The sequence below is a fragment of the Vibrio sp. S17_S38 genome (assembly GCF_014694375.1).
Classification (GTDB): Bacteria; Pseudomonadota; Gammaproteobacteria; order Enterobacterales; family Vibrionaceae; genus Vibrio.
The window spans coordinates 259,428-282,840 of record NZ_JAAUWW010000001.1; the positions used below are offsets into that span (position 1 = coordinate 259,428).

General features: G+C 40.2%; 28 protein-coding genes. 18 read left to right on the top strand and 10 right to left on the bottom strand.

What is annotated here, in order from left to right; genetic code table 11:
* Positions 1–79 precede the first annotated feature (79 nt).
* The 3 genes from HC725_RS01150 to crr are packed head-to-tail and all read left to right on the top strand — an operon-like array spanning position 80 to position 2,683.
* Entirely contained in the window at positions 80–337 is a 258-nt protein-coding gene (locus HC725_RS01150) for an HPr family phosphocarrier protein (RefSeq protein WP_086982690.1), read from the top strand.
* A 60-nt stretch (positions 338–397) separates the two neighbouring features.
* The gene (ptsI, locus tag HC725_RS01155; protein ID WP_190329923.1) at positions 398–2,122 is read left to right on the top strand and encodes a phosphoenolpyruvate-protein phosphotransferase PtsI; all 1,725 of its coding nucleotides are present in this window, start codon (positions 398–400) and stop codon (positions 2,120–2,122) included.
* Positions 2,123–2,173: 51 nt separating this feature from the next.
* Positions 2,174–2,683, top strand: coding sequence for a PTS glucose transporter subunit IIA (gene crr, locus HC725_RS01160; protein WP_190329924.1), 510 nt, complete (start codon positions 2,174–2,176; stop codon positions 2,681–2,683).
* Positions 2,684–2,817: 134 nt separating this feature from the next.
* On the opposite strand, the gene HC725_RS01165 is transcribed toward crr, so the two are convergent.
* Positions 2,818–3,735, bottom strand: coding sequence for a Dyp-type peroxidase (locus HC725_RS01165; protein ID WP_190329925.1), 918 nt, complete (start codon positions 3,733–3,735; stop codon positions 2,818–2,820).
* A 55-nt stretch (positions 3,736–3,790) separates the two neighbouring features.
* Positions 3,791–4,249, bottom strand: a complete 459-nt coding sequence (locus HC725_RS01170) for a DUF2919 domain-containing protein (protein ID WP_190329926.1) — start codon at positions 4,247–4,249, stop codon at positions 3,791–3,793.
* A gap of 121 nt (positions 4,250–4,370) precedes the next feature.
* On the opposite strand from HC725_RS01170, the gene HC725_RS01175 reads away from it, so the two are divergent.
* Positions 4,371–4,709, top strand: a complete 339-nt coding sequence (locus tag HC725_RS01175) for a DUF2956 domain-containing protein (protein WP_190329927.1) — start codon at positions 4,371–4,373, stop codon at positions 4,707–4,709.
* Positions 4,710–4,841: 132 nt separating this feature from the next.
* On the opposite strand, the gene HC725_RS01180 is transcribed toward HC725_RS01175, so the two are convergent.
* The gene (locus HC725_RS01180) at positions 4,842–5,126 is read right to left on the bottom strand and encodes a helix-turn-helix domain-containing protein (RefSeq protein ID WP_190329928.1); all 285 of its coding nucleotides are present in this window, start codon (positions 5,124–5,126) and stop codon (positions 4,842–4,844) included.
* A gap of 222 nt (positions 5,127–5,348) precedes the next feature.
* Here HC725_RS01180 and HC725_RS01185 point away from each other — a divergent pair, with 222 nt between their 5' ends.
* The 4 genes from HC725_RS01185 to HC725_RS01200 are packed head-to-tail and all read left to right on the top strand — an operon-like array spanning position 5,349 to position 7,809.
* Positions 5,349–5,693: an ArsC family reductase gene (locus HC725_RS01185; RefSeq protein WP_190329929.1), complete on the top strand. Its 345-nt coding sequence runs from the start codon at positions 5,349–5,351 to the stop codon at positions 5,691–5,693.
* Between the two features lie 38 nt (positions 5,694–5,731).
* A complete protein-coding gene (gene dapE, locus HC725_RS01190) occupies positions 5,732–6,871 on the top strand; it encodes a succinyl-diaminopimelate desuccinylase (protein ID WP_190329930.1) in 1,140 nt (379 codons plus the stop codon).
* Positions 6,871–7,566, top strand: coding sequence for a M15 family metallopeptidase (locus HC725_RS01195; protein WP_446751343.1), 696 nt, complete (start codon positions 6,871–6,873; stop codon positions 7,564–7,566). Before dapE ends, HC725_RS01195 begins: the two co-directional genes overlap by 1 nt.
* Before the next feature lie 9 nt (positions 7,567–7,575).
* Complete coding sequence (locus HC725_RS01200; RefSeq protein ID WP_190329932.1) at positions 7,576–7,809, top strand: DUF2897 domain-containing protein; 234 nt, start codon at positions 7,576–7,578, stop codon at positions 7,807–7,809.
* A 125-nt stretch (positions 7,810–7,934) separates the two neighbouring features.
* On the opposite strand, the gene bamC is transcribed toward HC725_RS01200, so the two are convergent.
* Both bamC and dapA read right to left on the bottom strand, forming a co-directional pair.
* On the bottom strand, positions 7,935–8,990 hold the full coding sequence (bamC, locus tag HC725_RS01205) for an outer membrane protein assembly factor BamC (protein ID WP_190329933.1): 1,056 nt from the start codon (positions 8,988–8,990) through the stop codon (positions 7,935–7,937).
* A gap of 89 nt (positions 8,991–9,079) precedes the next feature.
* Positions 9,080–9,958 (bottom strand): 4-hydroxy-tetrahydrodipicolinate synthase, encoded by an 879-nt coding sequence (gene dapA, locus HC725_RS01210; protein ID WP_190329934.1) that lies wholly within the window; start codon positions 9,956–9,958, stop codon positions 9,080–9,082.
* A 242-nt stretch (positions 9,959–10,200) separates the two neighbouring features.
* On the opposite strand from dapA, the gene HC725_RS01215 reads away from it, so the two are divergent.
* Together HC725_RS01215 and bcp are read left to right on the top strand one after the other, a co-directional pair.
* Positions 10,201–10,743 carry a glycine cleavage system protein R gene (locus HC725_RS01215; RefSeq protein WP_194687826.1) on the top strand — a complete coding sequence of 181 codons (543 nt, stop codon included), beginning with the start codon at positions 10,201–10,203 and terminating at the stop codon, positions 10,741–10,743.
* A 12-nt stretch (positions 10,744–10,755) separates the two neighbouring features.
* The gene (bcp, locus tag HC725_RS01220) at positions 10,756–11,223 is read left to right on the top strand and encodes a thioredoxin-dependent thiol peroxidase (RefSeq protein ID WP_190329935.1); all 468 of its coding nucleotides are present in this window, start codon (positions 10,756–10,758) and stop codon (positions 11,221–11,223) included.
* Between the two features lie 145 nt (positions 11,224–11,368).
* On the opposite strand, the gene HC725_RS01225 is transcribed toward bcp, so the two are convergent.
* Entirely contained in the window at positions 11,369–12,439 is a 1,071-nt protein-coding gene (locus HC725_RS01225) for an AI-2E family transporter (RefSeq protein WP_190329936.1), read from the bottom strand.
* Positions 12,439–12,669, bottom strand: coding sequence for a sulfurtransferase TusA family protein (locus HC725_RS01230; RefSeq protein ID WP_190329937.1), 231 nt, complete (start codon positions 12,667–12,669; stop codon positions 12,439–12,441). Before HC725_RS01230 ends, HC725_RS01225 begins: the two co-directional genes overlap by 1 nt.
* A 138-nt stretch (positions 12,670–12,807) precedes the next feature.
* On the opposite strand from HC725_RS01230, the gene bepA reads away from it, so the two are divergent.
* From bepA to HC725_RS01250, 4 genes are read left to right on the top strand one after another with little or no spacing between them, the layout of a single operon-like run.
* Entirely contained in the window at positions 12,808–14,259 is a 1,452-nt protein-coding gene (gene bepA, locus HC725_RS01235) for a beta-barrel assembly-enhancing protease (protein WP_190329938.1), read from the top strand.
* Between the two features lie 31 nt (positions 14,260–14,290).
* Positions 14,291–14,641, top strand: coding sequence for an arsenate reductase (glutaredoxin) (gene arsC / locus HC725_RS01240; protein ID WP_190329939.1), 351 nt, complete (start codon positions 14,291–14,293; stop codon positions 14,639–14,641).
* Complete coding sequence (wrbA, locus tag HC725_RS01245) at positions 14,638–15,261, top strand: NAD(P)H:quinone oxidoreductase (protein WP_190329940.1); 624 nt, start codon at positions 14,638–14,640, stop codon at positions 15,259–15,261. The genes arsC and wrbA overlap by 4 nt, the downstream gene beginning before the upstream one ends.
* Before the next feature lie 57 nt (positions 15,262–15,318).
* Positions 15,319–15,744 (top strand): DUF2069 domain-containing protein, encoded by a 426-nt coding sequence (locus tag HC725_RS01250; RefSeq protein WP_190329941.1) that lies wholly within the window; start codon positions 15,319–15,321, stop codon positions 15,742–15,744.
* 16 nt (positions 15,745–15,760) lie between these two features.
* Here the strand turns inward: HC725_RS01250 and HC725_RS01255 are convergent, their stop codons facing one another.
* On the bottom strand, positions 15,761–16,690 hold the full coding sequence (locus HC725_RS01255) for a LysR family transcriptional regulator (protein ID WP_190329942.1): 930 nt from the start codon (positions 16,688–16,690) through the stop codon (positions 15,761–15,763).
* Between the two features lie 109 nt (positions 16,691–16,799).
* Here HC725_RS01255 and HC725_RS01260 point away from each other — a divergent pair, with 109 nt between their 5' ends.
* From HC725_RS01260 to HC725_RS01270, 3 genes are all read left to right on the top strand, one after another.
* Entirely contained in the window at positions 16,800–17,819 is a 1,020-nt protein-coding gene (locus tag HC725_RS01260) for an NADP-dependent oxidoreductase (protein WP_190329943.1), read from the top strand.
* Positions 17,820–17,977: 158 nt separating this feature from the next.
* Positions 17,978–19,129 (top strand): iron-containing alcohol dehydrogenase, encoded by a 1,152-nt coding sequence (locus HC725_RS01265; protein ID WP_190329944.1) that lies wholly within the window; start codon positions 17,978–17,980, stop codon positions 19,127–19,129.
* Between the two features lie 184 nt (positions 19,130–19,313).
* Positions 19,314–19,937 carry a glutathione S-transferase family protein gene (locus HC725_RS01270; RefSeq protein ID WP_190329945.1) on the top strand — a complete coding sequence of 208 codons (624 nt, stop codon included), beginning with the start codon at positions 19,314–19,316 and terminating at the stop codon, positions 19,935–19,937.
* An 89-nt stretch (positions 19,938–20,026) separates the two neighbouring features.
* On the opposite strand, the gene HC725_RS01275 is transcribed toward HC725_RS01270, so the two are convergent.
* On the bottom strand, positions 20,027–21,178 hold the full coding sequence (locus tag HC725_RS01275; protein WP_190329946.1) for a DUF2066 domain-containing protein: 1,152 nt from the start codon (positions 21,176–21,178) through the stop codon (positions 20,027–20,029).
* A gap of 302 nt (positions 21,179–21,480) precedes the next feature.
* Positions 21,481–22,107, bottom strand: a complete 627-nt coding sequence (gene upp, locus HC725_RS01280) for a uracil phosphoribosyltransferase (protein WP_190329947.1) — start codon at positions 22,105–22,107, stop codon at positions 21,481–21,483.
* A 199-nt stretch (positions 22,108–22,306) separates the two neighbouring features.
* Between upp and purM the strand changes: the two genes are divergently transcribed.
* A complete protein-coding gene (gene purM, locus HC725_RS01285) occupies positions 22,307–23,350 on the top strand; it encodes a phosphoribosylformylglycinamidine cyclo-ligase (RefSeq protein WP_190329948.1) in 1,044 nt (347 codons plus the stop codon).
* Positions 23,351–23,413 lie beyond the last annotated feature (63 nt).

Here is a 23,413-nt window from a genome sequence, read left to right on the forward strand (position 1 = left end):
TAGCGAAGCAACACATAAGAAGGTAAGCTAAACTGTCTTTCAGTTTCTAAAACAAAGTAAATTAATCGGGGTAATACACATGTATCAGAAGCAAGTAGAAATCACCGCAGAAAATGGTCTTCACACTCGCCCAGCTGCTCAGTTCGTTAAAGAAGCAAAAGCATTTGATGCTGATATCACAGTGACTTCTAACGGCAAAAGCGCAAGTGCAAAAAGCCTTTTCAAACTACAAACTCTTGGCCTAGTAAAAGGTACTGTTGTCACTATTTCTGCAGAAGGCCCACAAGCTGAAGCAGCGGTTGACCACCTTGTAGCTCTTATGGATGAGTTACACTAATCACGCCTTGTGATTAGCAAAATATCTACTTTTTAAATTTGAACAAATTAAGGTAAGGCTATGATTTCTGGAATTCTAGCATCTCCTGGTATTGCTTTTGGTAAAGCACTACTTCTTCAAGAAGATGAAATTGTCCTAAATAAAAATCCTATTTCGGACAGTCAAGTTGAAGCAGAAGTAAAATGCTTCTTTGATGCTCGCAATAAATCTTCTGAGCAATTGGAAGGTATTAAACAAAAAGCACTTGAGACTTTTGGTGAAGAAAAAGAAGCCATCTTCGAGGGTCATATCATGCTTCTTGAAGATGAAGAGCTAGAAGAAGAAATTTTAGCCCTCATCAAAAAAGATAAAATGTCTGCTGATTTTGCTATTTACTCTGTAATTGAAGAGCAAGCAGTGGCACTTGAATCACTTGATGATGATTACCTAAAAGAACGTGCTACTGATATCCGTGATATCGGTAGCCGTTTCGTTAAAAATGCATTAGGTATTAATATCGTTTCTTTAAGTGCGATCAACGAAGAAGTTATCTTAGTTGCCAATGATTTAACACCTTCAGAAACCGCGCAAATCAATCTAGAGTTCGTTCTCGGTTTTGTTTGTGATATTGGTGGTCGTACATCTCACACCTCAATTATGGCACGTTCATTAGAACTTCCTGCGATTGTTGGTACTAACGACATTACCAAAGAAGTAAAAAATGGCGACACGTTGATCCTAGATGCGATCAATAACAAAGTTATTATTAACCCTTCTGAAGCAGAATTAGCTGAAGCGAAAAATATTCGCAATACATTCTTTGCTGAAAAAGAAGAGCTAGCGAAATTAAAAGACCTCCCAGCGATCACCACTGATGGTCACCACGTTGAAGTGTGCGGCAACATTGGTACAGTGAAAGACTGTGACGGTATCATTCGTAATGGTGGTGAAGGTGTCGGTCTATACCGTACTGAATTCCTATTTATGGATCGTGATTCTCTTCCAACTGAAGAAGAGCAATACAAAGCCTATAAAGAAGTTGCGAAGGCAATGGGTGATGAGTCAGTCATCATTCGTACAATGGATATCGGTGGTGATAAAGATCTTCCTTACATGGATCTGCCAAAAGAAATGAATCCATTCTTAGGCTGGCGTGCAATTCGCATCAGCCTAGACCGTCGTGATATTTTAAAAGACCAGTTACGTGGTATTTTGCGTGCCTCTGCACACGGTAAACTGCGTATCATGTTCCCAATGATTATTTCTGTTGAAGAAATTCGTGAGCTTAAAGCGGCAATTGAAGAGTACAAAGCAGAACTTCGTACTGAAAATCTAGCATTTGACGAAAGCATCGAAATCGGTGTGATGGTTGAAACACCAGCAGCAGCAGCAATTGCACATCACCTTGCGAAAGAAGTTTCATTCTTTAGTATTGGTACTAACGATTTAACTCAGTATACTCTTGCAGTTGACCGTGGTAATGAATTAATTTCTCACCTATACAACCCACTATCGCCAGCAGTACTGACCGTGATCAAGCAAGTTATCGACGCTTCTCACAAAGAAGGCAAATGGACTGGTATGTGTGGTGAGCTTGCTGGTGACGAACGTGCAACCTTACTTTTATTAGGTATGGGCTTAAACGAGTTCAGCATGAGTGGTATTTCTATCCCGCGCGTGAAGAAAATTATTCGTAATTCAAACTACGCAGAAGTAAAAGCAATGGCTGATGAAGCTCTTGCAATGGCGACTGCCGCAGAAATTGAAGCTTGCGTTGATAAATTTATCGCAGAAAAATCGAATTAATAATATAATCTTTAGACTAAAGATTAAAAATTAACTGCTTAGGAGCACAACATGGGTCTGTTTGACAAACTTAAGAAGCTAGTATCTGACGACACAGCTGATGCAGGCGCGATTGAAATCATCGCACCACTTTCTGGTGAAATTGTAAACATCGAAGATGTGCCTGATGTCGTTTTCGCAGAGAAAATCGTTGGTGACGGTATTGCTATTAAGCCAAACGGCGACAAAATGGTTGCACCAGTAAACGGTACAATTGGCAAAATCTTTGAAACTAACCACGCTTTTTCAATTGAATCTGATGACGGCATTGAACTATTTGTTCACTTCGGTATTGATACTGTTGAACTTAAAGGTCAAGGCTTTACTCGTATCGCTGAAGAAGGCCAATCTGTTAAAGCTGGTGATACTGTGATTGAATTTGATCTTGCTTACTTGCAAGAAAATGCAAAATCAACACTAACTCCTGTTGTTATTTCTAACATGGATGAAATCAAAGAGTTGCAAAAACTTTCTGGTAGCGTTGTTGTTGGTGAAACTCCAGTTATCCGTATCGTTAAGTAATCATTACTTTCTGATATGAAAAACGCTGCTCTTGAGCAGCGTTTTTTGTTTCTATCTATAGACTTTTTACTTGAAACTACCGTGAACTCTTTTACGTATTCCACGGCAACTCCCTTACAATACTACAATACCAATTAAGCTAATTTAAGATCCGCTAACATTGATTGTGATGGTGCATAAAAATACGCTCCAGTCACTGCGCTCGTAAAGCGTAATAACTGATCTGTTTTTCCATCTGTTACACCATACATGCTGTCTAGCATCACTTTAATGTTATGTAACCTATTACAATATGCGATAAACAATAAACCATGCTCTCCAGATACTGAACCATAAGGCAAGCTGTGGCGAACAAGTTTTAATCCCTTTCCATTTTCTTTAATATCAACTCTGCCGACATGTGATGCTGCTGGTACATCGTCTAATTCAATAGAATCAGGCTTAGTCCGCCCAATCACCTTCTCTTGAGCAGAAACCCCTAAACGATTCCAAGCAGGCAATTTATGAATAAAGCGTTGCACTAAAACATAGCTACCACCAGCGAATTCACCATCAGGGATAATCGCTACTTCATGACGCTGAGAACCTTCAGGATTTTCGGTACCGTCAATAAAGTCAGTCATATCACGACAGTCTAAATAGCGATAACCATAAGTCTCATCGACAATTTCAACATCAGCTGCAATTTTTTCCATAAGTTTACGTAAAAGATAAAAATGCAAATCATGACGTTGGGAGTGGCAATGAAGAAGTACGTCTACATCTGTAGTGGGTGCGGTAATATCACCACTGCCTAAAGGTGAAAAGGGTTCAAGTTCTGGGGGCATAGGTTGATTCAATTTCTGCCAAAAATCATGTGTAAAAGATAACGATAAGGTTAAATTAGTAGTTGAATCACCTTGACGAAATTGCTGCTGATTAAGCTCCTCAACCAACGCTGGCAAAGCTTGAAGTTGCTCTAAAACATAAGCATGATTTTGTTTAATTTTTAATTGACTATAAAGTGCAAAAGGACTCGCATCAGGCGTAATCGCCAATTGTGGTTGTGACATTTGTCATTCCTTCTATTTGAATCTTGATTAGGGAATCATGCCCCTAATAATTTTATTATTTTATATTTGGGATTAGAAAAGTGTCTTTGGCTCTGGATGATTGCAATAAGAAAAGTAAAAACCACATCAAACCAAGTAAAGTCAATGCATCACTCCAATTGAATACCCAGTATGTCAAACTTAGGTGGTATAGCGTCAGACCAAATTGGACCATAACGCTCAGAGCCGTAAGTTGCCAACCTTTACTCAAGAAAGTACTTAACCGCTTTCTTTCTGGTTTCCTTAGCCCCATACACCACGCAATTACCACGACAGGCAATCCAACTAACAATCCAACATATAAGCTATTATTAATAGGATAAATTAAGGTTAATAGTTTTACGCTTAAATCTCGGCTTGCACTCGCAACAATAAAGACAATCCACGCTTTCGCTAACAGTATCCAACCTAACCATAACCACAGCGTTGGTTTTAAAAAACCATTAATATCATAATCTTCAATCGCGTAACGCAAATTATATTCCTACCTGAAACAGTCATATTTAACAACTATACTCATAAATAAACAGCTTTATGGTAATCTAGCCTTCCACTGACCACCAGTGTCTTTCTCAAACTCTTATAGAATTAATCCTATGAAACCGAAAAATAATCAATCGTCACCACAAACTCAACAAGAAGCAATGAAAGCCGCTAAGTCGGTCCAAAAACCAAATCAGACTAAAGAACAAACAAAATTAATTGCACAAGGTATTGAGAAAGGGATCACTTTATATAAAAAGCAGCAAAAAGAAAAACAACGTGATGCCGACAAACTTAGAAAAAAACATATTAAAACTGGGGCTGAATTAGAGTCATCACAGAATGATAAGCAAAATGCCATTACAACCACTAAGCAACCCACCAACAACATAGCTTGGCTATTGCTCGCGCTCAGCTGGATTAGTTTTATTACTTATTTGTCGTTCCAATAAAGCCTTGTCACTTACACAGCATAGCCTGACCACTAAATAGCATCATCGCTAAATAGACTAACGAAGCTCCCTATCTCTAAGCACTATACCAATAATGGCGCTTAGAGTACTATCTTCAATTAAATTATATCGCTATCTAACCCCTAAATTATGCGCAATATCAGTCTTCCATATATGCAGCTTCTTATTATCAAAAGGCCCCCAGTCACTCACTGAATAATAACCATCATTGTGACGTCGCCCATCTTGCACAAATTCCAAATAAATACCAATGGTAGGTAAAGCCTTCAATGCATCTTGAATAGTTCGACGTGGCCATCCTGTGCGTTCAATTAACTTAGGGACATTTGGGCGTTCAATATCTTCAACTAACAAAGCAAGGTACAGTCGCTTTGCAAATACAGGGCTTAATTCCATCTGGGCTTTCCTCATAAACTATAAAGTAGCAATCCTTATCCACTTATCACTTTGCCCATTATGCGATATTGTGAGTAATGCATTTTTGCGTAGGATCAAAGCATGCCGTGTATTCCACCACTTTTAAGATGCCATTATCTTTTTTCTTCAAGATCAGTTCCACTAAGATGAGGAATTGTGTAGGATTCTGGCTTAACCAGATTATGTAAAAGGAAGCAATAAATGGTCATCATGTATGGAATTCCAAATTGTGACACTATAAAAAAAGCAAAGCATTGGCTAACGGAAGCTAAAGTAGAATTTGAATTTCATGACTATCGTAAGCAAGGTATTAATCAAGAGTTAGTTGCAGATTTCTGCCAACGTTTTGGGTGGGAGCAAGTGCTCAATAAACGTGGTACAACTTATCGTCAACTATCTGAAGAACAAAAAGCCAGCCTAGACGAAACAGCAGCAATCACTCTTTTAGTAGAGTACCCTGCCATGATAAAAAGACCAATATTGATCTCACCATCTTCTGCACTGATTGGTTTCAAAGCTGAACAATACTCTACATTTTTTCAATAAACTTTTTTAATCACCCTTTATATAAAGGAAATACACGGATGTCTGATACTGAAAGCCCAGTTCTCTCGCTGGCAAAAGATCTTCTACAACGTCAATCAGTTACACCAGAAGATGCCGGTTGCCAACAAGTAATGATCGAACGCCTAAAAGCATTGGGGTTTGAAATTGAAATTATGGTATTTGACGATACCACCAATTTCTGGGCACGCCGCGGAACAACAGCGCCTTTATTCGCTTTCGCAGGACACACTGATGTCGTGCCTTCAGGTCCGATTGAACAGTGGCACACACCACCATTTGAACCAACGATTATTGATGGATACCTTCATGCTAGGGGCGCCGCTGATATGAAAGGCTCTCTGGCTTGCATGATTGTCGCCGTTGAACGATTCTTAGCAGATCACCCTGATCATAATGGCTCTATTGCCTTTTTAATTACATCCGATGAAGAAGGTCCATTTATTAATGGTACCGTCCGTGTTGTGGATACTTTAATGGCGCGTAATGAAATTATCGATATGTGCATAGTTGGAGAGCCTTCAAGCACAAGTCAGGTTGGTGATGTTATTAAAAATGGCCGTCGTGGCTCAATAACAGGCGATCTCATCGTAAAAGGTATCCAAGGTCATGTTGCCTATCCTCACCTTGCTAGTAACCCAATACATCAAGCAATGCCAGCACTGTCAGAGTTAGCCGCAACCATTTGGGATAATGGTAATGAATATTTCCCTCCGACCAGTTTTCAAATCCCTAATATTACAGCAGGAACTGGCGCATCGAACGTGATCCCAGGTGAACTCCATGTACAGTTCAATTTACGTTTTAGTACTGAATTAACCGACACGGAAATTAAGCGCCGTATCCATTCAGTATTGGATGCCCATGGCTTAAACTATGATCTGAATTGGACTCTCAATGGTCTGCCATTTTTAACCGATCAAGGTCCATTAATAGATGCCGTTGTTGATGCAGTTCAAGCCGTGAACCGTCAACCCGCTCAGTTGCTGACTACTGGTGGTACATCGGATGGTCGATTCATTGCCCAAATGGGTAGCCAAGTAGTGGAATTGGGTCCAGTTAATGCAACCATCCATAAAGTAAATGAATGCGTTAAAATTGCTGATTTAGAGAAGCTGACTGATATGTACCAAAAGACGTTGGAGAACTGTTTAGCTTGATAACCTATTCCCTTGAGCAATTAACTGGATTAACCCAAACCCACCTTACTAATATAAAGGTTGGCCAGCGTGAGTTTTTGATCCATAAAGGCATAAAAGAACCGCTACAAGGTCTAATCCAGAATGCTCATAGGAATGGTTTCGAATTTTCAATTGCGAGTAGCTTTCGAGATTATCAACGCCAAGCCACTATCTGGAATAACAAGTTCAGTGGATTACGCCCTATTCTTGATAACGAAAGTAAAGCTTTAGATAGTTCAATCTTAACTGATATAGAAAAAATTCATGCCATCATGCGTTGGTCTGCACTACCTGGTGCTAGTCGTCATCATTGGGGATGTGAATTAGATGTCTATGCCCATAATTGCTTACCTGATAACACCTCACTACAACTTGAGCCTTGGGAGTATCAAACCGGGCACCAAGCTGAATTTTCAAGTTGGCTAAAAGAGGCCATGTTGCAGTATGGTTTTTATTTACCTTATCAACAAGACCTTGGCGGTGTTGCAATTGAGCCATGGCATATCAGTCATGGTAGAACGAGTCAAGAAATGCAGAAGCAACTAACACCACAAGGTCTACAACAAATATGGCAACAGTACCCATTTTTGGGCATTGGTGCGGTAGTCGAAAATTTAGATAGACTCTATACTCAATACATAATAAATACCTCACCATATCAAGCAACTGAATAAGGAGATGGCATGGATTTACTTCTTAATCCTTGGGTGATCAGCATTCTCATTATTGTCTTTATTATCGGTAATATCGCGTCCATAAAATATCTAGGTACAACTCACCTAGCGAGAAAGAATCCAAATAAAAAGACAGAGCTTGAAAAGTTGATTGAGACTTATAAGGTCAAAGATGAGGATGAGCAAGATAAAGCGAATAATGAGTCCTCACCTGAAAGTAATGATAAAGAAAACCACAAATAAAAATACCGCCCCACTCATACTATAAATTTAATATCATAGTAAACGAACATGGGGCGGTATTTTGCTATCCTAATGTCTAGCTTTAACAAGTAGACTATTTAAGCAAGCCTACTCGTTAATTAGACTTACTTGCTTTTAGAATCACTATTTTTATTCACCGAAGAGCTGTTGTCTAAATAAGCTTGTAACGCAGGTATAAAGGATGACAACTGATCCTCAGGGATCGGTTTGCCTTTACTGTCGGTTACATTGATTGATGTCCGGTTATCTAAATCACCAATCAAGAAAGTATATTTACCATTTTTAATAGTCAATGGCGTAACATCTAATTGAGCCCAAACGTCTTCATTCAACGCTGCATATTTAGTCTCAATTGAACCTTGTGACTGATTCTTATCTTCAATGGTAAAGCCCATTAATGGCATCACACCTTCAAGCTTGTTCCACATAACGTTATATGGAGCACGAGCAATAATTACAGGTAAACCACTACGATCTTTACCCATTGTAACGGGTACTTTATTCAGTAATTCAAGCGCTCGTATACGTGCTTCTTCCACAACTTGCTTATCATATTCATTGGTAATGTAATTCACCATATTACTGGAATAACGATCTTTAAGCTCAGGCGTTAAATCAAGCTCTTTGTTATCTTCGCGCCATTGAAGTATAGAAACTTGAAAAGCATAACGATTTCCTTGTTCAATACGATCAATCTTGTAACGAGCAGCAATAGGATAAGATTCATCTTCTGCGCTTAAATCCACCCAACCAGTTTCAAGTGAAGTTGGTGTATCTTGGCGAAGTTCGATTTTTTTATCATTAATAGTAGTATGGATTAACGTCCACACTTTATCTAATTCATCTTTACTAATTAGCCACAATATAACGCTATTATCTTTGCTCTCAACTCGGGCGCCAGGAATCAATTCAAGTATTTGTTGCGGCGGTCTAATATCCACTTTAGGTCCTAATTGACCTGAAAACTCCCCTTGAGGAATATTGTATTGAGGATAAAACTGCGGTTGAGCATCAGGTTGTAATACCCACTGTTGATCCAAAGTGGTATCTAAATACTTAAAATCATTTTTCGCTTGGCGACGTTCAGCAGGGTTGCCTGAGCAGGCAGACAATACCAACACCGCAAGCGAGCTGATGATAAGCGTGTGGGGTAACTTCATATTTTTTACAACTCCTGAAATACAGTTTGGCCAATGACATCCGCTAAAATAAAAATGCATTCATTTTGTGCAACATTGGCCTACGCCTATTATTGAATACCGGCGTCTTTTAATGCTTTAGCTACAATTGGTTGCAGGGAAGCACTTAACTCAGTTAATGGTAAACGTAAATCACCTTGGGCAATCAAACCAAGTTGATGTGCAGCCCACTTAACAGGGATAGGGCTAGATTCAACAAATAGTTTTTGGTGTAGTGGCATTAGTTTTTGGTTAATTTCTTCTGCCTCATCATACTTACCTTGAGCAGCAAGAGAGAGCATTCTGGCCATTTCGGCTGCGGCAATATTATTCGTCACAGAAATCACACCATTACCGCCTAGCTTAACAAAATCTAAGCCAGTCGCATCATCGCCGCTTAATAGGACAAAATCATCACCACATAGTTCACGGAATTTCGCAACGCGAGTTAAATCACCAGTCGCATCTTTAACACCGACAATTTTATCAAGCTTAGACAAACGACCAATTGTTTCTGGTAATAAATCGACACCGGTACGACCAGGAACATTATATAAAATAACAGGAACTTCGCTCACTTCAGCAATCGCTTTATAATGCTGATATAAACCTTCCTGAGTTGGCTTATTATAATAAGGAGTAACACTTAGGCAGCCCGCAACACCAGAAGTATTTAACAAGCGGCTAAACGTAACAGCTTCGTGAGTCGCATTGGCCCCAGTACCAGCAATAATAGGAATGCGTCCCGCTGCAAATTCAACAGCTTTATTGACAACTTTAACATGCTCTTCAACGGTTAAAGTGGCTGACTCACCAGTAGTGCCAACTGCCACAATTGCACTTGAGCCTGATTTAATGTGATATTCCACTAGTTGTTTAAGGCTATCATAATCAACTTCATCGCTATGATTAAAAGGCGTAACTAGTGCAACAATGCTTCCTGAGAACATGGTTTTCTCCTTATAATATTCTATTGGCATGTTACTTTAACCCCATCAATAAAGACAAGCACTCTGCCGAGCTTTCTCGACATTTACCTCGAAATAATGGCTCACCTATCAATTTAAAACCTAAAGCACTCATTATTAGCTAATGAAGCGCGAGGAAACTGGCTTAGGAGCAACCTAATTACGCAAAAAATAATGTGTGCTAATATAGCCCTATATTTTTAACAAGGACGATAAGGATCATCATGCATAACTTAGTTATAACGGCAATCGGCACGGATAGGCCTGGGATATGCAATCGAATCACCCAAGTCGTCACTCAAGCAAATTGCAATATTATTGATAGCCGTATTGCGATTTTTGGTAATGAGTTCTCTTTTATTATGCTGGTATCTGGCGAAGCATCTTCTATTACTCGTGTAGAAACACTATTACCAGTCATGAGTTCAGACCAAGATTTAATGATGGTAATGAAACGCACCACACCACATCAACCACCTAGCTACACTTATAAAATTGATATAAAAATTGAAGCTGAAGACAAAATAGGGTTAATTGATGCTTTTACTCACTTTTTCTCTAAAAGAAATATAAATATATCAGAGTTAAGTGCTGGGACTCAGTACAACACACCGGATACCCAAGATAATAATCAAAACCGTTTTATTATCGCCATGGCTGGCTTAAGTAAAGATTCCCCTGTACCAGATGATTTAGAAACCGATTTCGCTCAATTATGCCAAGACTTATCGGTAACTGGATCGATTGATATCACTTACCAAAACTAAAAAGGATAGATGATGAAAACATTGACTTCAGGCGCTCCCGCCCCTCAATTTTCACTACAAGATCAAGATGACAATACTGTTTCACTCTCCGATTTCACAGGCCGAAAAGTCTTATTCTATTTTTACCCAAAAGCCATGACACCAGGGTGTACAGTTCAAGCACAAGGTCTACGCGATATCAAAGCAGATCTTGATGAGCTAAACGTTTCTGTCTTAGGGGTCAGTATCGATGCCGTAAAACGCTTAGGAAAATTCATCGAGCGGGATAATTTAAACTTCACTCTACTCTCTGATGAAGATCATGCAGTTGCCGATCAATTCGGTGTCTGGGGCGAGAAAAAATTCATGGGGAAAACCTATGACGGATTACATCGAATCAGTTTTTTAATCGATGAAAATGGAATGATTGAACATGTCTTCGATAAGTTCAAAACCAAAGATCATCACCAAGTAGTATTGGATTACTTGCAAGCCAAGTAGTGCCCTATTGCTAGATATCATTAATCAACTAGAACTTATTAATCAGACTGTTCTTCTTGATCAACTAGTTCTTATGAATAAACACCAAAGTGCCCAATCTTAGATTGGGCACTTTTATAATGATAATAATCTTATAGGATTAACGTTATTCTACGGATTCTTCAACTGCATCCATGCTTGGTAATACCGTCCATACTGCTTTCACTAATGTGGCAAGAGGAATCGCAAAGAACACCCCCCAGAACCCCCATAAACCGCCAAATACCAACACCGCAACAATAATCGCAACAGGGTGAAGGTTGACCGCCTCAGAAAAGAGTACTGGAACCAGAATATTGCCATCCAGCATTTGTACAATACCGTAGGCAATAATTAGCCAATAGAAATCAGGCGTTAATCCCCACTGAAATAAAGCGACTAAAGCAACGGGAATCGTCACCGCTACCGCGCCAATATATGGAATCAACACCGATAATCCCACAGCAACTGCCAATAGAACGGGATAACGTAAACCACACAATAGAAAAACAAGGTAGGTCGCTACGCCAACAATCACAATTTCAACCACTTTCCCTCGGATATAATTTGAAATCTGATCATGCATTTCATCCCAAACTTTAGTCGTTAATCGGCGATTTTTTGGCAAAACCCCACTTAACGCAGCAATCATTTGATTCTTATCTTTCAACAAAAAGAAAATCAATAATGGTACTAATACTAAATAAACCCCAATGGTGGCAATACTCAATAAAGAGGTCATCGAGCCTCGCAGCACCGCCTCTCCCATGCCTAACACTTTTGTTTGAGTATTTTCAATAACCAAATCAATCACCTGTAAACTAGCAAGATCAGGATAACGTTCTGGTAAACTAGCAATATACATTTGTGATGTATTGTACATATTTGGCATATCATTTAATAAATTGGCCACCTGCTTCCATATGGTAGGAACGAGTCCAAAGAAAGCTAATAGCATCAGCCCAATAAACAACATAACCACAATAATCACACTCGGTAATCTTGGCAGACCAAATTTTCTTAAACGAGCAATTGGCCACTCCAACAAATACGCCAATACAATGGCAATCAGTAACGGTGCGATCAAATGCCCAAAGAAATAAATCACAATAAAACCAATGAACAAAGTTGCGACAAGACTTACTGCGTGCGGATCAGAAAAACGTCGTTTATACCAACGGGCGATCATTTCGAACATTATAACGTGTTCCTTTTGGTGATATATAAAGTAGTGACATTAGCGTCTGTATTCAGTTTTACTGTAAAGGGTGGTTGAGAAAAAAAACCAACCATGTCCTTTATAGATCCAAGATCATGAGACAGAATAGTTAGGGATTGATCAATAGTTAATTGCATTGCCGCTCTTTTGGCCAGCAATAACGCCATTGGACATCGCTGTAATCGGAGATCAAGATACTCAGCATTCATTATTTCATTTACACTTTATGGTAGAGTGAGATTCTGTTAATTCGAGAGTTAACTATTGTATATTAAAAAAGAAACCAAACAGATCACTTGGCGTCTTAAATTTATCCTAAATATTTAAATGGATCTTATATAGTCAATATGCAGCGATTTTTTCGAACCACTGTAAATATTATGCTTTCAGCCATACTTTGTTTACAACCCATGGCTTATGCAGACCAAAATTTACCGGATATTGGTACCACTGCCGCCGGTACTTTGACCATTGATAAAGAGCTAGAGTATGGCGATGCTTACATGCGTATTCTGCGTGCCAGTAGCCCTATCATTAGCGATCCCGTCATGGATGAATATATTTCTAACCTTGGCCATCAACTTGTCGCAAGTGCAAATGATGTAAAAACCCCTTTTCACTTTCACCTTATTCGAGATCGTAGCGTCAACGCCTTTGCTTTTTTTGGCGGCTACGTCGTGGCAAATACTGGGTTATTTTTACACGCTAACAATGAAAGTGAACTAGCCTCTGTTTTTGCTCACGAAATTTCGCATGTTACTCAACGCCATTTGGCAAGACACATGGAAGCCCAAGCTCGTAATACACCACTAACTATTGCAGCGTTGGTCGGCTCATTATTACTGGCGATAGCCTCACCAGAAGCAGGTATTGCGGCAATCAACGCTACCACCGCTGGGGCAATGCAAGCCAGTATTAACTATACTCGTTCAAATGAGCAAGAAGCGGATAGATTCGGGATTGCTACATTAGCCAGAGCAGGCTTTGACCCCGAAGGCATGCCTGATTTCTTTGGTCATCTCGCCGATCAATATCGCTATGCGAGCACGCCACCGCCCATGCTTTTAAGTCACCCGCTACCTGCGGCACGTTTAACCGAAGCAAGAGACCGCGCCAATAATTATCCTCGCGTATCGCTACCGATTTCATTGAATTTCCATTTGGCTCAAGCACGCGTTATTGCCCGCTATGCCAATATTGACTCTGATCGCGCACTGGATTGGTTTGCTCGTCATTTAAAAGAGGCTAATCCAATCGTCAAACCAACTCTTGAATATGGGAAAGCTTTGGTTTACATCGACACCAACAAACTTACGCAAGCAGAAACTATTCTAACGAAGCTGCTTGTAAACGACCCTTACAATAATTTTTATTTAGATGCCGTTTCTGATCTTTATATTAAGAAAAAACAATACGATAAAGCACTCACTTTGTTACAAAAAGCCTTACAAAGAAAACCCAATAACTCGGTACTGACCATAAACTATGCCAATGTTTTAATGGAAGCCCGACGCAGCAAAGAAGCAATAACGTTACTACAACGTTATACCCATGATAATCCAGACAATACTGTTGGATGGTCATTACTCGCTGACGCCAATGGCCAGATTGGCAATGAAAAAGAACAACTCGCAGATCAAGCTGAATTATTTGCACTACGAGCGGATTGGAATAAGGCCATTAAAAATTACACTCGAGCAAGCCAAATTGCCAAGCTAGGAAGCCTAGAACAGGCAAGATATGACGCAAGAATTGATCAACTTCGGTTCGAACAACAACGTTTTGCTGCTTTAAAATAATTCCCCCAAAAATTAGCCTAAAGGAAGAAATATGTCTGTCATCATTTATCATAACCCTCGCTGCTCTAAAAGTCGTCAAACACTTGACCTTCTAACCCAGAAAGGTATTCAACCTGACGTTATTAAATACCTAGAAGACACACCAAGCATCGAAACGCTAAAAACCATTTACCAACAGTTAGGCTTAACTAGCGTGCGCGATATGATGCGCACTAAAGAAGATGTTTATAAAGAATTAAATTTAGCGGATGATTCACTCAGTGATGATGCATTATTTAATGCCATGCAACAAAACCCAAAACTTATCGAACGTCCAATAGTAGTCACGAACAATAAAGCTCGACTTGGTCGCCCACCAGAACAAGTGCTTGAGATTTTATGAATCTCGCCGAAAGTCTAGAGAACGAGAAACTCACTCAAATTATCGTACTTTATTATAGTCGACACGGCACTACTAAGCAGCTCGCACGTCAGATCGCAAGAGGAATTGAGTCGGTTAAGAATTGCCAAGCAATATTACGTACTGTTTCAGAGATAAGCACGGTAGATAAAAACGAAAATCATCAAGGGCTGGATTCATTAAGCGATCCTGTGATCACGTTAGAAGAACTCAAACATTGTGATGGATTAGCTTTAGGAAGCCCGGTTTGGTTTGGTAACATGAGCGCCGCCATGAAGCACTTTTGGGATGGTACAACTTCACTGTGGATTGCAGGTCACTTAATCGATAAACCAGCATGCGTATTTACTTCATCTTCCACACCTCATGGTGGGCAAGAAACGACCCAACAATCGATGATGTTACCGCTATTTCATCATGGCATGATGGTAATGGGGTTGCCATATTCAGAACCTGAATTACATACCAGCTCAGAAGGAGGAACCCCTTATGGTTCAAGCTCGGTAGCAACCGGCAGTAAAGGGCTTAGTGCCCAAGTAAAATCACTCGCTCAGGCACAAGGTTTACGATTGGCAACCATTGCTAGTCAACTCAAAAAATAATTAATCCTTGCAATAATTAACCATTAGAATCAATTAACTATTAGCAACAAGGCAGCTATGACTCAATTACACCATTCACATTCATCTCGTTATTTAGCATTAATCAGCTACCTATTATTAGTGGCATGGGTGATCGCTTGGCATGCTTTTATCTCCCCGCATAAAGACATCAACTTTATTGGTATTACCCTCGGTTGGAGCATTCCCCTATTACTACCTCTACTTGGTATTTTAAAGGGGAAACCTTATACCCATGCATGGGCCAACTTCATCTTAATGTTCTATTTTCTTCATTCACTCACCATTTTGTATATCGATGAAGGTGAACGTTGGCTCGGCGCTGTAGAACTGGTTCTAACGTCTCTAAGCTTTGTGGCAAATATTCTATATGCGCGCGATAGAGGCAAAGAACTGGGTTTGAAACTGACGCGCCTTTCTGTCGTAGAAAAACAAGAAAAAGCGCGATTTGAAGACAAACATTAAAGAAATAAACCGAACCTCACTCCAAGCAATTTCCTTCCAAGCAACTTTGGGTGATCACTTGTTGCAGTTCTTGGCGTAACCAACGATGGGCAATATTGTTATGCTGCCTTGCATGCCAGACAAGATAATAAGTGAACGTTGGAATATCTAACGGTGGTGGGACAATCACCAAATCCAGCTCATTAGCCATGTGTCGAGCTAAACAGCCTGGTAATGTCAACAGTAAATCTGTTTTCGCTACTGCATGAGGGGCAGCGGTAAAATGCGGCATACGTAATACCACATTTCTTTTATGACCCAATTTAGCCAATGCAATATCAATCGTACCAAGATGGTCCCCTCCCATTGTAATCAGTGCATGCGATGCTTGACAATAACGCTCTAACGTCAATTCTTGTTGAGCTAACGGGTGATCTTTTCTCATAATGGTCACGAGCCTATCTTGACCTAATTTCTGTGCATAAATATCAGCAGAAACAGTACCCGATAAACTACTAAAACCTAAATCCGCTTCACCTAACGCCAGCATTTCCATCATATTCGGTTGATAATTTAAGCAACGGATTTTCATGCTTGGCGCTTGCTGAAATAATTCTTGATATACCGATGGCATAAAGACTTGTGAAAAGAAATCACTCATGACAAAAGTAAATTGAGTGCTAGCTTTTGATGGCTCAAATTCCGCAGGGCTCAACAAAGATTCAGCATCTTGTAATAAACAATCTAAACTTGTTGCTAGGCTTTGTGCTCGTTCTGTTGGTAATAACCCACCACGACTACGTACAAATAAAGGATCACCAAATTGATGACGTAATCTTTGTAAGGTCCGACTCATCGCAGATTGGGTGACATTCAGTTGAATCGCAGCTTTAGTCACACTTCGAGTTCGCAGCAAAGCTTGCAAGGCAACTAACAGATTTAAATCCACTTGGTTAAGTTTTGACATTTATGATCCTAAATCATTTCTATAATTAATTTAATGCATTAGGAATATAATACTTACCCATCTATTATATCAACTCAATTTCACTTCTTTATGCTCATAAGGAATCATTATGTCAAAGCAACCAATCACAAGTCGCGGCTACGCTCTCAAACAACGCCCCAACGGAATGCCAACACTTGACTGTTTTGAATTACAAACAGAGAACCTAGCGCCAATCTCTCAAGGTCAGTTTGTCATCAAGAACCTCTGGTTATCGGTTGACCCATATATGCGCGGTCGAATGAGTGATGCAGAAAGTTATGTGCCTCCATTTAAGTTAGGCGAACTAATGCAAGGCTCTGCCATTGGCGAAGTCATCGATTCACAACACCCAGACTTTAAAGTCGGAGATAAAGTCAACAGCATGCTAGGTTGGCGTGAATATGCGATTTCTAATGGTGATATGGTGCAAAAACTGCCTGAAACATCATTGCCAGAACAAAGCTTTCTTGGTGTCGCAGGCATGCCAGGTTTAACCGCTTGGGTTGGCTTAAATATTATTGGGGAAGTAAAAGAAGGCGATACCGTTTTAGTCTCTGCGGCGTCTGGCGCAGTAGGCAGCTTAGTGTGTCAATTTGCTAAGATTAAAGGCTGTCGCGTTGTTGGCAGTGCTGGTAGCACAGAAAAAGTTGAGTGGCTGAAGTCATTAGGTGTCGATGCCGTCATCAATTATAAAAATTATAACAATGCTGCAGAACTAGAAGCAGCGCTTGCAGAACATTGTCCAAATGGCGTGGATGTTTGCTATGAAAATGTCGGCGGTGATCACCTAGAAGCGGCGTTAAATCTACTCAATCGTTATGGACGCATGGCTGTATGCGGCATGATCGATCTGTACAACCTAGAAGATGCCCAAGCAGGTCCAAACAATCTTGCTAACATTGTAAAGAAAAGCTTAAAAATACAAGGTTTTATCGTATCAGATCATTGGGAGCACTACCCTAATTATGTGGCTCAGCTTAGCCAGTGGGCAGCAGAAGGTAAAATTAGTTGGAAAGAAACGACCCGCCAAGGCATTGAATCTATGCCTAAAGCCTTCCTAGGTTTATTTAAAGGCGAGAATATAGGAAAGATGTTGATCCAACTTTAATTATGCTTCGTATTTGAAGTTACAGCTTTGTTAGCCGCGTTCGTTCACCCCAATCACTTAGACAAGCTAAGCTCATGGGGCTTCACTTACTTGCTGCCTCACTGCAACATCAACTACTTTGCTTAATATTAATAAAAATTAATACACAGGAGCAATACATGAACAACTTTAGTTATGAAAACACCACTCGCATTCATTTCGGCCAAGGTCAAATCGCAGCCATTGCTAATGATATTCCAAAAGACAAAAAAATCTTGGTTACTTATGGTGGTGGTTCAATCAAAGGCAATGGGGTTTACGATCAAGTTGTTGCCGCTTTGAGCGAACATAACTGGGATGAATTTTCTGGCATTGAGCCAAACCCACAATACGACACATTAATGAAAGCAGTTGAACGTATTCGCGCAGAAGACTTTGATTACCTGCTTGCGGTTGGCGGTGGTTCTGTCGTCGATGGTACCAAATTTATTGCTGCGGCAGTAAATTTCGAAGGTGAAGAAGCATGGGATATTCTGGCAAAACACGCGCCAATCGAATCAGCTCTGCCTTTAGGCTGTATTTTAACACTGCCAGCAACGGGCTCAGAGACCAACGTTGGCGCGGTTGTGACTCGTGGTAAAGACAAACTGGCTTTCGGCAATCCGTTAGTTCGTCCTCAATTTGCGGTTTTAGACCCTCAAACCACATTAAGCCTTTCTGAGCGTCAAACCTCAAATGGTGTAGTCGATGCTTTTGTTCATGTCATGGAGCAATACTTAACTTACCCTGCTAATGCGAAAATCCAAGATCGCTTTGCTGAAGGTATCTTGCTTACACTTATCGAAGAAGGTCCAAAGCTTATCGATAATCTACAAGACATCGAAGCTCGAACCAACGTTATGTGGGCGGCAACTCAAGCACTTAGCGGTTTAATTGGTGTTGGTGTTCCTCAAGATTGGGCAACACACATGATTGGACATGAACTCACTGGTAACTTTGGAGTGGATCACGGTCGTAGTTTGACTATCGTTCTTCCGGCAATAATGCAAGTGTGTCGCGTGGAGAAAAAAGAGAAGTTACTTCAATATGCTGAACGCATTTGGAATATAACTGAAGGTTCGGACGATATACGTATCGATGCTGCAATTGAGAAAACTAAACAATTTTTCTCTCAAATGAAAACGCCTGTTTCTTTAGGTGAAATCGACCTTGGTCAAGCTGACGTTGATACCGCAATGAGCAGTTTAGAAGCTCACGGAATGACGAAACTTGGTGAAAATGGTTCAATCGATTTAGCTCGTTCTCGTCAAGTTTACGAAACCGCGCTTTAATCCAATAAGAAAAAATCTGTAATATACAAAAATTATTCGGGGTTTCTGATTCGCATCTAGGCTTTGAATAACTGCCCTCTTATGGTTAATGTGTTATCTACTGTCAACACATCCCCCAAGCCATAAGAGGGCACCTTTTATTCTTCATCAAATTCATCAACTTCACATTTGACAAGGATACCCAATGATCACATTACATCACTTAAACCAATCTCGTTCTAAGCGCATTATTTGGCTATTGGAAGAGTTAGATGTCCCGTATGAAATTAAAGCTTACCAGCGTGATAGCAAAACAAATCTTGCACCAGCAGAATTAAAAGCGATTCATCCTCTAGGAAAATCCCCTGTTATTCAAGAAGATGATTTAGTCCTCACAGAGTCTGGCGCAATCACGGAATATCTAGCTGAAAAATACGCGGCTAATTTACTTGTACCTGCAAAAAACACACCTGAATATGCTTATTATTTACAGTGGCTACACTTTGCTGAAAGTTCAGCAGCTCTGCCATTATTACTGCATTATTTCGTGTTAAAAGATGGCAGTAATCCTGCATTCTTAGCTGGCTATAGCTTAAAAGAGTTACACTTAATTTTGGGCTACCTCAACGACCATTTAAATAAAAACACTTGGTTGGTTGGTGAACAATTTACGGCGGCAGATATTTTGTTATCCTTCATTATTGAAATGGCTTATAAATTAGGGCAACTTGATGATTACCCTGCATTACAAAAATACTTAGCGGCGCTACACCAGCGTCCAGCAGCTCAAAAAGCGCAACAACTTGAAAAAGAGTACGACCACTCATAAGATAAATAATGAAATACTAGATAGCAAAAAGGGAGCCATTTTAGGCTCCCTTTTCTATCTGTGAAAATAGGTTTATCTCGTATCTGGACTTACTTCATCTCGAACCAAAGCTGATTTTTCGATTGGTCGTCATCTTGTTTTGGTGCGCTAACCGGCACATCGGTTGATTTAGCTTGCCCCTTTTGGGTAGAAGCGTCTACTTGTGTAGGATCGACTGACGCCACATCAGGTTTGGGAGCTTCCAACTTTACTAGTTGACGATTCTTGGCTGCTTCTTGTTTGAACTCATTGATATTAGACAATAGATCAATGTTAAAGATAACAGTATCACCTTGCATCTGGTGTACTTGTACTGCGGCAACACTCGCTAATCCCTTTAATAATCGCTCTAATGTAAAAAAGTCTTGTGCGGTTTTAATACCAGAAAAATTAGCCAATAAAGCATCATCAGTGGCTTGATTAACCGCAACTTTGTTTTGTTTTGCATAGTATGCACTTACTTGTTGAATTGCCTGTTCAATGCTGTCGCTTAACTTACCTTCTGTCGAGCCTGAAACTGGTTCACTCTGCGTATCCATTTTATTTGGTGCTATATCATGTAATACCCATTCAACCTGAGCACCATCACCTACTCGCGTTACTTTCAATAGCAATACACCATCGACAGGATAACGTTTACTTGCTTTCGCTAAAGGCTCGTCAAATCCACCCCATAAATCTGGAGCAGAGATTTGCGTCATATCATCCATATCACCTAAAGGTAGAGTAATAGGAAGTCCTGCTGCTTGAGCCGCATTTTGTAGAGGTACAATACTGTCTAGGCCCGATTGCTCCCAGCCAATTTGACGCTCAAAGTGGGCGTCTTCAACCACCCAAACGAGGACATTTTTACGTTCCTGTGGCCAAAAAACAGCGTGTACTTGAGACAGCAATGATTGTATTTGGACAGGATTAAACTCCATCACCATACTCGGTGCATTATCTAAACTGCCAGATTCAAATTGAGCTAAATAATCAGAAGGATCACTTAACGCCTTTTTCACGACAGCATTTTTTCCAACCTTGGTGTCACCCGATGCTCGAATCAACACTCTCTCTAAACCTTGGCTCCAAGCTGCTGTTTTAGGATTTTTAACATCCGTCATTGGTACTTCGACGTGATAAATATCCACTTTCGTTTTTGCATATGCTGCTGAACTAAAAGCCAATAAGCATAAAAAAGAAGTCACAAGATAACGCATAATAAACCTGTCTATAAGCATGATGCGAGTTGCAGTAACGCATACATCAATAAAAGAGAATCAAATACATCGGACAATATCGAACCGATAAAGTTCTTCCGTACCCTATTTTTCGCCATGCTTGACTTTAATAGCGTCGGAAAATTGAATATACATATTCTACCTGAAACCATTCAAGACCGCAGTGAAAGACATTAATTACCAATAAAAAAAGCGACTCTGGTGAGAGTCGCTCTATTGAACCGCCTAATTTTCATCAATGCATTACTTTCCCATTAATGAACTATTTTTTTATTTATATGCTATTGAGTGCCAAAAATTTTGTCGCCCGCATCGCCTAATCCAGGAACAATATAACCTTTATCATTTAATTTCTCGTCAATCGCTGCAGTATACAGTTCAATATCAGGGTGGGCTTTTTCTAATGCTTCTAAGCCTTCTGGTGCGGCAACCAATACTAATACTTTAATACTTTGACAACCATGTTCCTTTAACAAATCGATAGTTGCAATCATCGAACCGCCAGTGGCAAGCATAGGGTCAACCACGAGAGCAATACGCTCATCAATGTTAGACGTTAACTTATTAAAGTATGGGATTGGCTCAAGCGTCTCTTCATCGCGGTAAACACCAACAACCGAAATACGCGCACTTGGCATGTGCTCTAATACGCCATCCATCATGCCTAAACCAGCACGCAGAATTGGTACAACAGTTACTTTCTTACCTTTAATTTGATCGATTTCGACTGGGCCATTCCAGCCTTCAATCGTCACTTTCTCTGTTTCAAAATCAGCGGTGGCTTCATAGGTAAGCAAGCTGCCCACTTCTGTTGCTAATTCACGAAAACGCTTAGTGCTAATATCGTTCTCACGCATTAAGCCTAGCTTATGTTTAACCAGTGGGTGCATTACTTCTACAACTTTCATGTACGACTCCATGCTTAATTTTTTACAAACGGATAGATTATACTGCAAACCGACCAAATTGCATTATTCTATCTCGGTTTATTCGGCAAAAGACATTCACAAAAAAACTGACGCAAACGTTTTCCTTTTCGGTTCATCCCCTGTTAGAATAACGCCGTTTTTCACCTTAAACTTATTTTTAAAAATCGAGGATATCCCCGTGAGTGGTAACAATTCATCTCTAAGCTACAAAGACGCTGGTGTTGATATTGATGCAGGTAACGCATTAGTCGATAAAATTAAGGGTGTAGTGAAACGCACTCGTCGCCCAGAAGTGATGGGTGGCATTGGTGGTTTTGGCGCTTTATGCGAACTACCAACTAAATACAAACAACCTCTTCTTGTATCTGGTACTGATGGTGTAGGGACAAAACTGCGCCTTGCTCTGGATATGAAAAAGCATGACACCATTGGTATCGATCTTGTTGCAATGTGTGTAAACGATCTAATCGTTCAAGGTGCTGAGCCTCTATTTTTCCTCGATTACTATGCAACGGGTAAACTGGATGTTGATACCGCTGCCGAAGTCGTAACGGGTATTGGCGAAGGTTGTATTCAAGCAGGCTGCGCACTTATCGGTGGCGAGACGGCTGAAATGCCAGGAATGTATGAAGGCGAAGATTACGACGTTGCCGGTTTCTGCGTTGGCGTTGTTGAAAAAGCAGACGTGATTGATGGTTCTAAAGTCGCCGCTGGTGATGCTTTAATCGCGGTTGGTTCAAGCGGCCCTCACTCTAACGGTTATTCACTTATTCGTAAGATCCTTGAAGTATCTAAAGCTGATTTAGCGGAAGACTTAAATGGCCGTACCATTGGTGAGCACTTAATTGAACCAACTAAAATTTATATTAAGTCTGCACTTAAAATGATTGCTGAACACGATATTCACGCGATTTCACATATTACCGGTGGTGGTTTCTGGGAAAATATCCCACGCGTATTACCTGAAGGCACGAAAGCTGTTATCGATGGTAAAAGCTGGGAATGGCCTGCTATTTTCTCTTGGTTACAACAAAAAGGTAACGTTGAAACATTTGAAATGTACCGTACCTTTAACTGTGGTGTTGGCCTGATCGTGGCATTGCCGCAGGATCAAGCACAAGCTGCAGTTGATTTACTTAACGCTGAAGGTGAAAACGCTTGGGTTATCGGCGCTATTGCTTCATCCGAAGTAGGTGAAGAACAAGTGGTTATTAATCAGTAATCACTATCTTAGCGAGATCAATACGGCACGGTTCGTAAAGACAAGCCCTTACTTTACCCGTTA

Bases quoted from the DNA above. Each gene is read 5' to 3' on its own strand.
- crr (WP_190329924.1), top strand. From the start codon at position 2,174: ATGGGTCTGTTTGACAAACTTAAGAAGCTAGTATCTGACGACACAGCT.
- HC725_RS01225 (WP_190329936.1), bottom strand. From the start codon at position 12,439: ATGTTCGAAATGATCGCCCGTTGGTATAAACGACGTTTTTCTGATCCG.
- HC725_RS01215 (WP_194687826.1), top strand. From the start codon at position 10,201: ATGCATAACTTAGTTATAACGGCAATCGGCACGGATAGGCCTGGGATA.
- HC725_RS01230 (WP_190329937.1), bottom strand. From the start codon at position 12,669: ATGAATGCTGAGTATCTTGATCTCCGATTACAGCGATGTCCAATGGCG.
- HC725_RS01265 (WP_190329944.1), top strand. From the start codon at position 17,978: ATGAACAACTTTAGTTATGAAAACACCACTCGCATTCATTTCGGCCAA.
- HC725_RS01165 (WP_190329925.1), bottom strand. From the start codon at position 3,735: ATGTCACAACCACAATTGGCGATTACGCCTGATGCGAGTCCTTTTGCA.
- HC725_RS01185 (WP_190329929.1), top strand. From the start codon at position 5,349: ATGGTCATCATGTATGGAATTCCAAATTGTGACACTATAAAAAAAGCA.
- dapA (WP_190329934.1), bottom strand. From the start codon at position 9,958: ATGTTCTCAGGAAGCATTGTTGCACTAGTTACGCCTTTTAATCATAGC.
- bcp (WP_190329935.1), top strand. From the start codon at position 10,756: ATGAAAACATTGACTTCAGGCGCTCCCGCCCCTCAATTTTCACTACAA.
- arsC (WP_190329939.1), top strand. From the start codon at position 14,291: ATGTCTGTCATCATTTATCATAACCCTCGCTGCTCTAAAAGTCGTCAA.
- HC725_RS01270 (WP_190329945.1), top strand. From the start codon at position 19,314: ATGATCACATTACATCACTTAAACCAATCTCGTTCTAAGCGCATTATT.
- HC725_RS01180 (WP_190329928.1), bottom strand. From the start codon at position 5,126: ATGGAATTAAGCCCTGTATTTGCAAAGCGACTGTACCTTGCTTTGTTA.
- HC725_RS01150 (WP_086982690.1), top strand. From the start codon at position 80: ATGTATCAGAAGCAAGTAGAAATCACCGCAGAAAATGGTCTTCACACT.
- HC725_RS01255 (WP_190329942.1), bottom strand. From the start codon at position 16,690: ATGTCAAAACTTAACCAAGTGGATTTAAATCTGTTAGTTGCCTTGCAA.
- upp (WP_190329947.1), bottom strand. From the start codon at position 22,107: ATGAAAGTTGTAGAAGTAATGCACCCACTGGTTAAACATAAGCTAGGC.
- HC725_RS01250 (WP_190329941.1), top strand. From the start codon at position 15,319: ATGACTCAATTACACCATTCACATTCATCTCGTTATTTAGCATTAATC.
- ptsI (WP_190329923.1), top strand. From the start codon at position 398: ATGATTTCTGGAATTCTAGCATCTCCTGGTATTGCTTTTGGTAAAGCA.
- HC725_RS01260 (WP_190329943.1), top strand. From the start codon at position 16,800: ATGTCAAAGCAACCAATCACAAGTCGCGGCTACGCTCTCAAACAACGC.
- HC725_RS01275 (WP_190329946.1), bottom strand. From the start codon at position 21,178: ATGCGTTATCTTGTGACTTCTTTTTTATGCTTATTGGCTTTTAGTTCA.
- HC725_RS01200 (WP_190329932.1), top strand. From the start codon at position 7,576: ATGGATTTACTTCTTAATCCTTGGGTGATCAGCATTCTCATTATTGTC.
- HC725_RS01175 (WP_190329927.1), top strand. From the start codon at position 4,371: ATGAAACCGAAAAATAATCAATCGTCACCACAAACTCAACAAGAAGCA.
- dapE (WP_190329930.1), top strand. From the start codon at position 5,732: ATGTCTGATACTGAAAGCCCAGTTCTCTCGCTGGCAAAAGATCTTCTA.
- wrbA (WP_190329940.1), top strand. From the start codon at position 14,638: ATGAATCTCGCCGAAAGTCTAGAGAACGAGAAACTCACTCAAATTATC.
- bamC (WP_190329933.1), bottom strand. From the start codon at position 8,990: ATGAAGTTACCCCACACGCTTATCATCAGCTCGCTTGCGGTGTTGGTA.
- bepA (WP_190329938.1), top strand. From the start codon at position 12,808: ATGCAGCGATTTTTTCGAACCACTGTAAATATTATGCTTTCAGCCATA.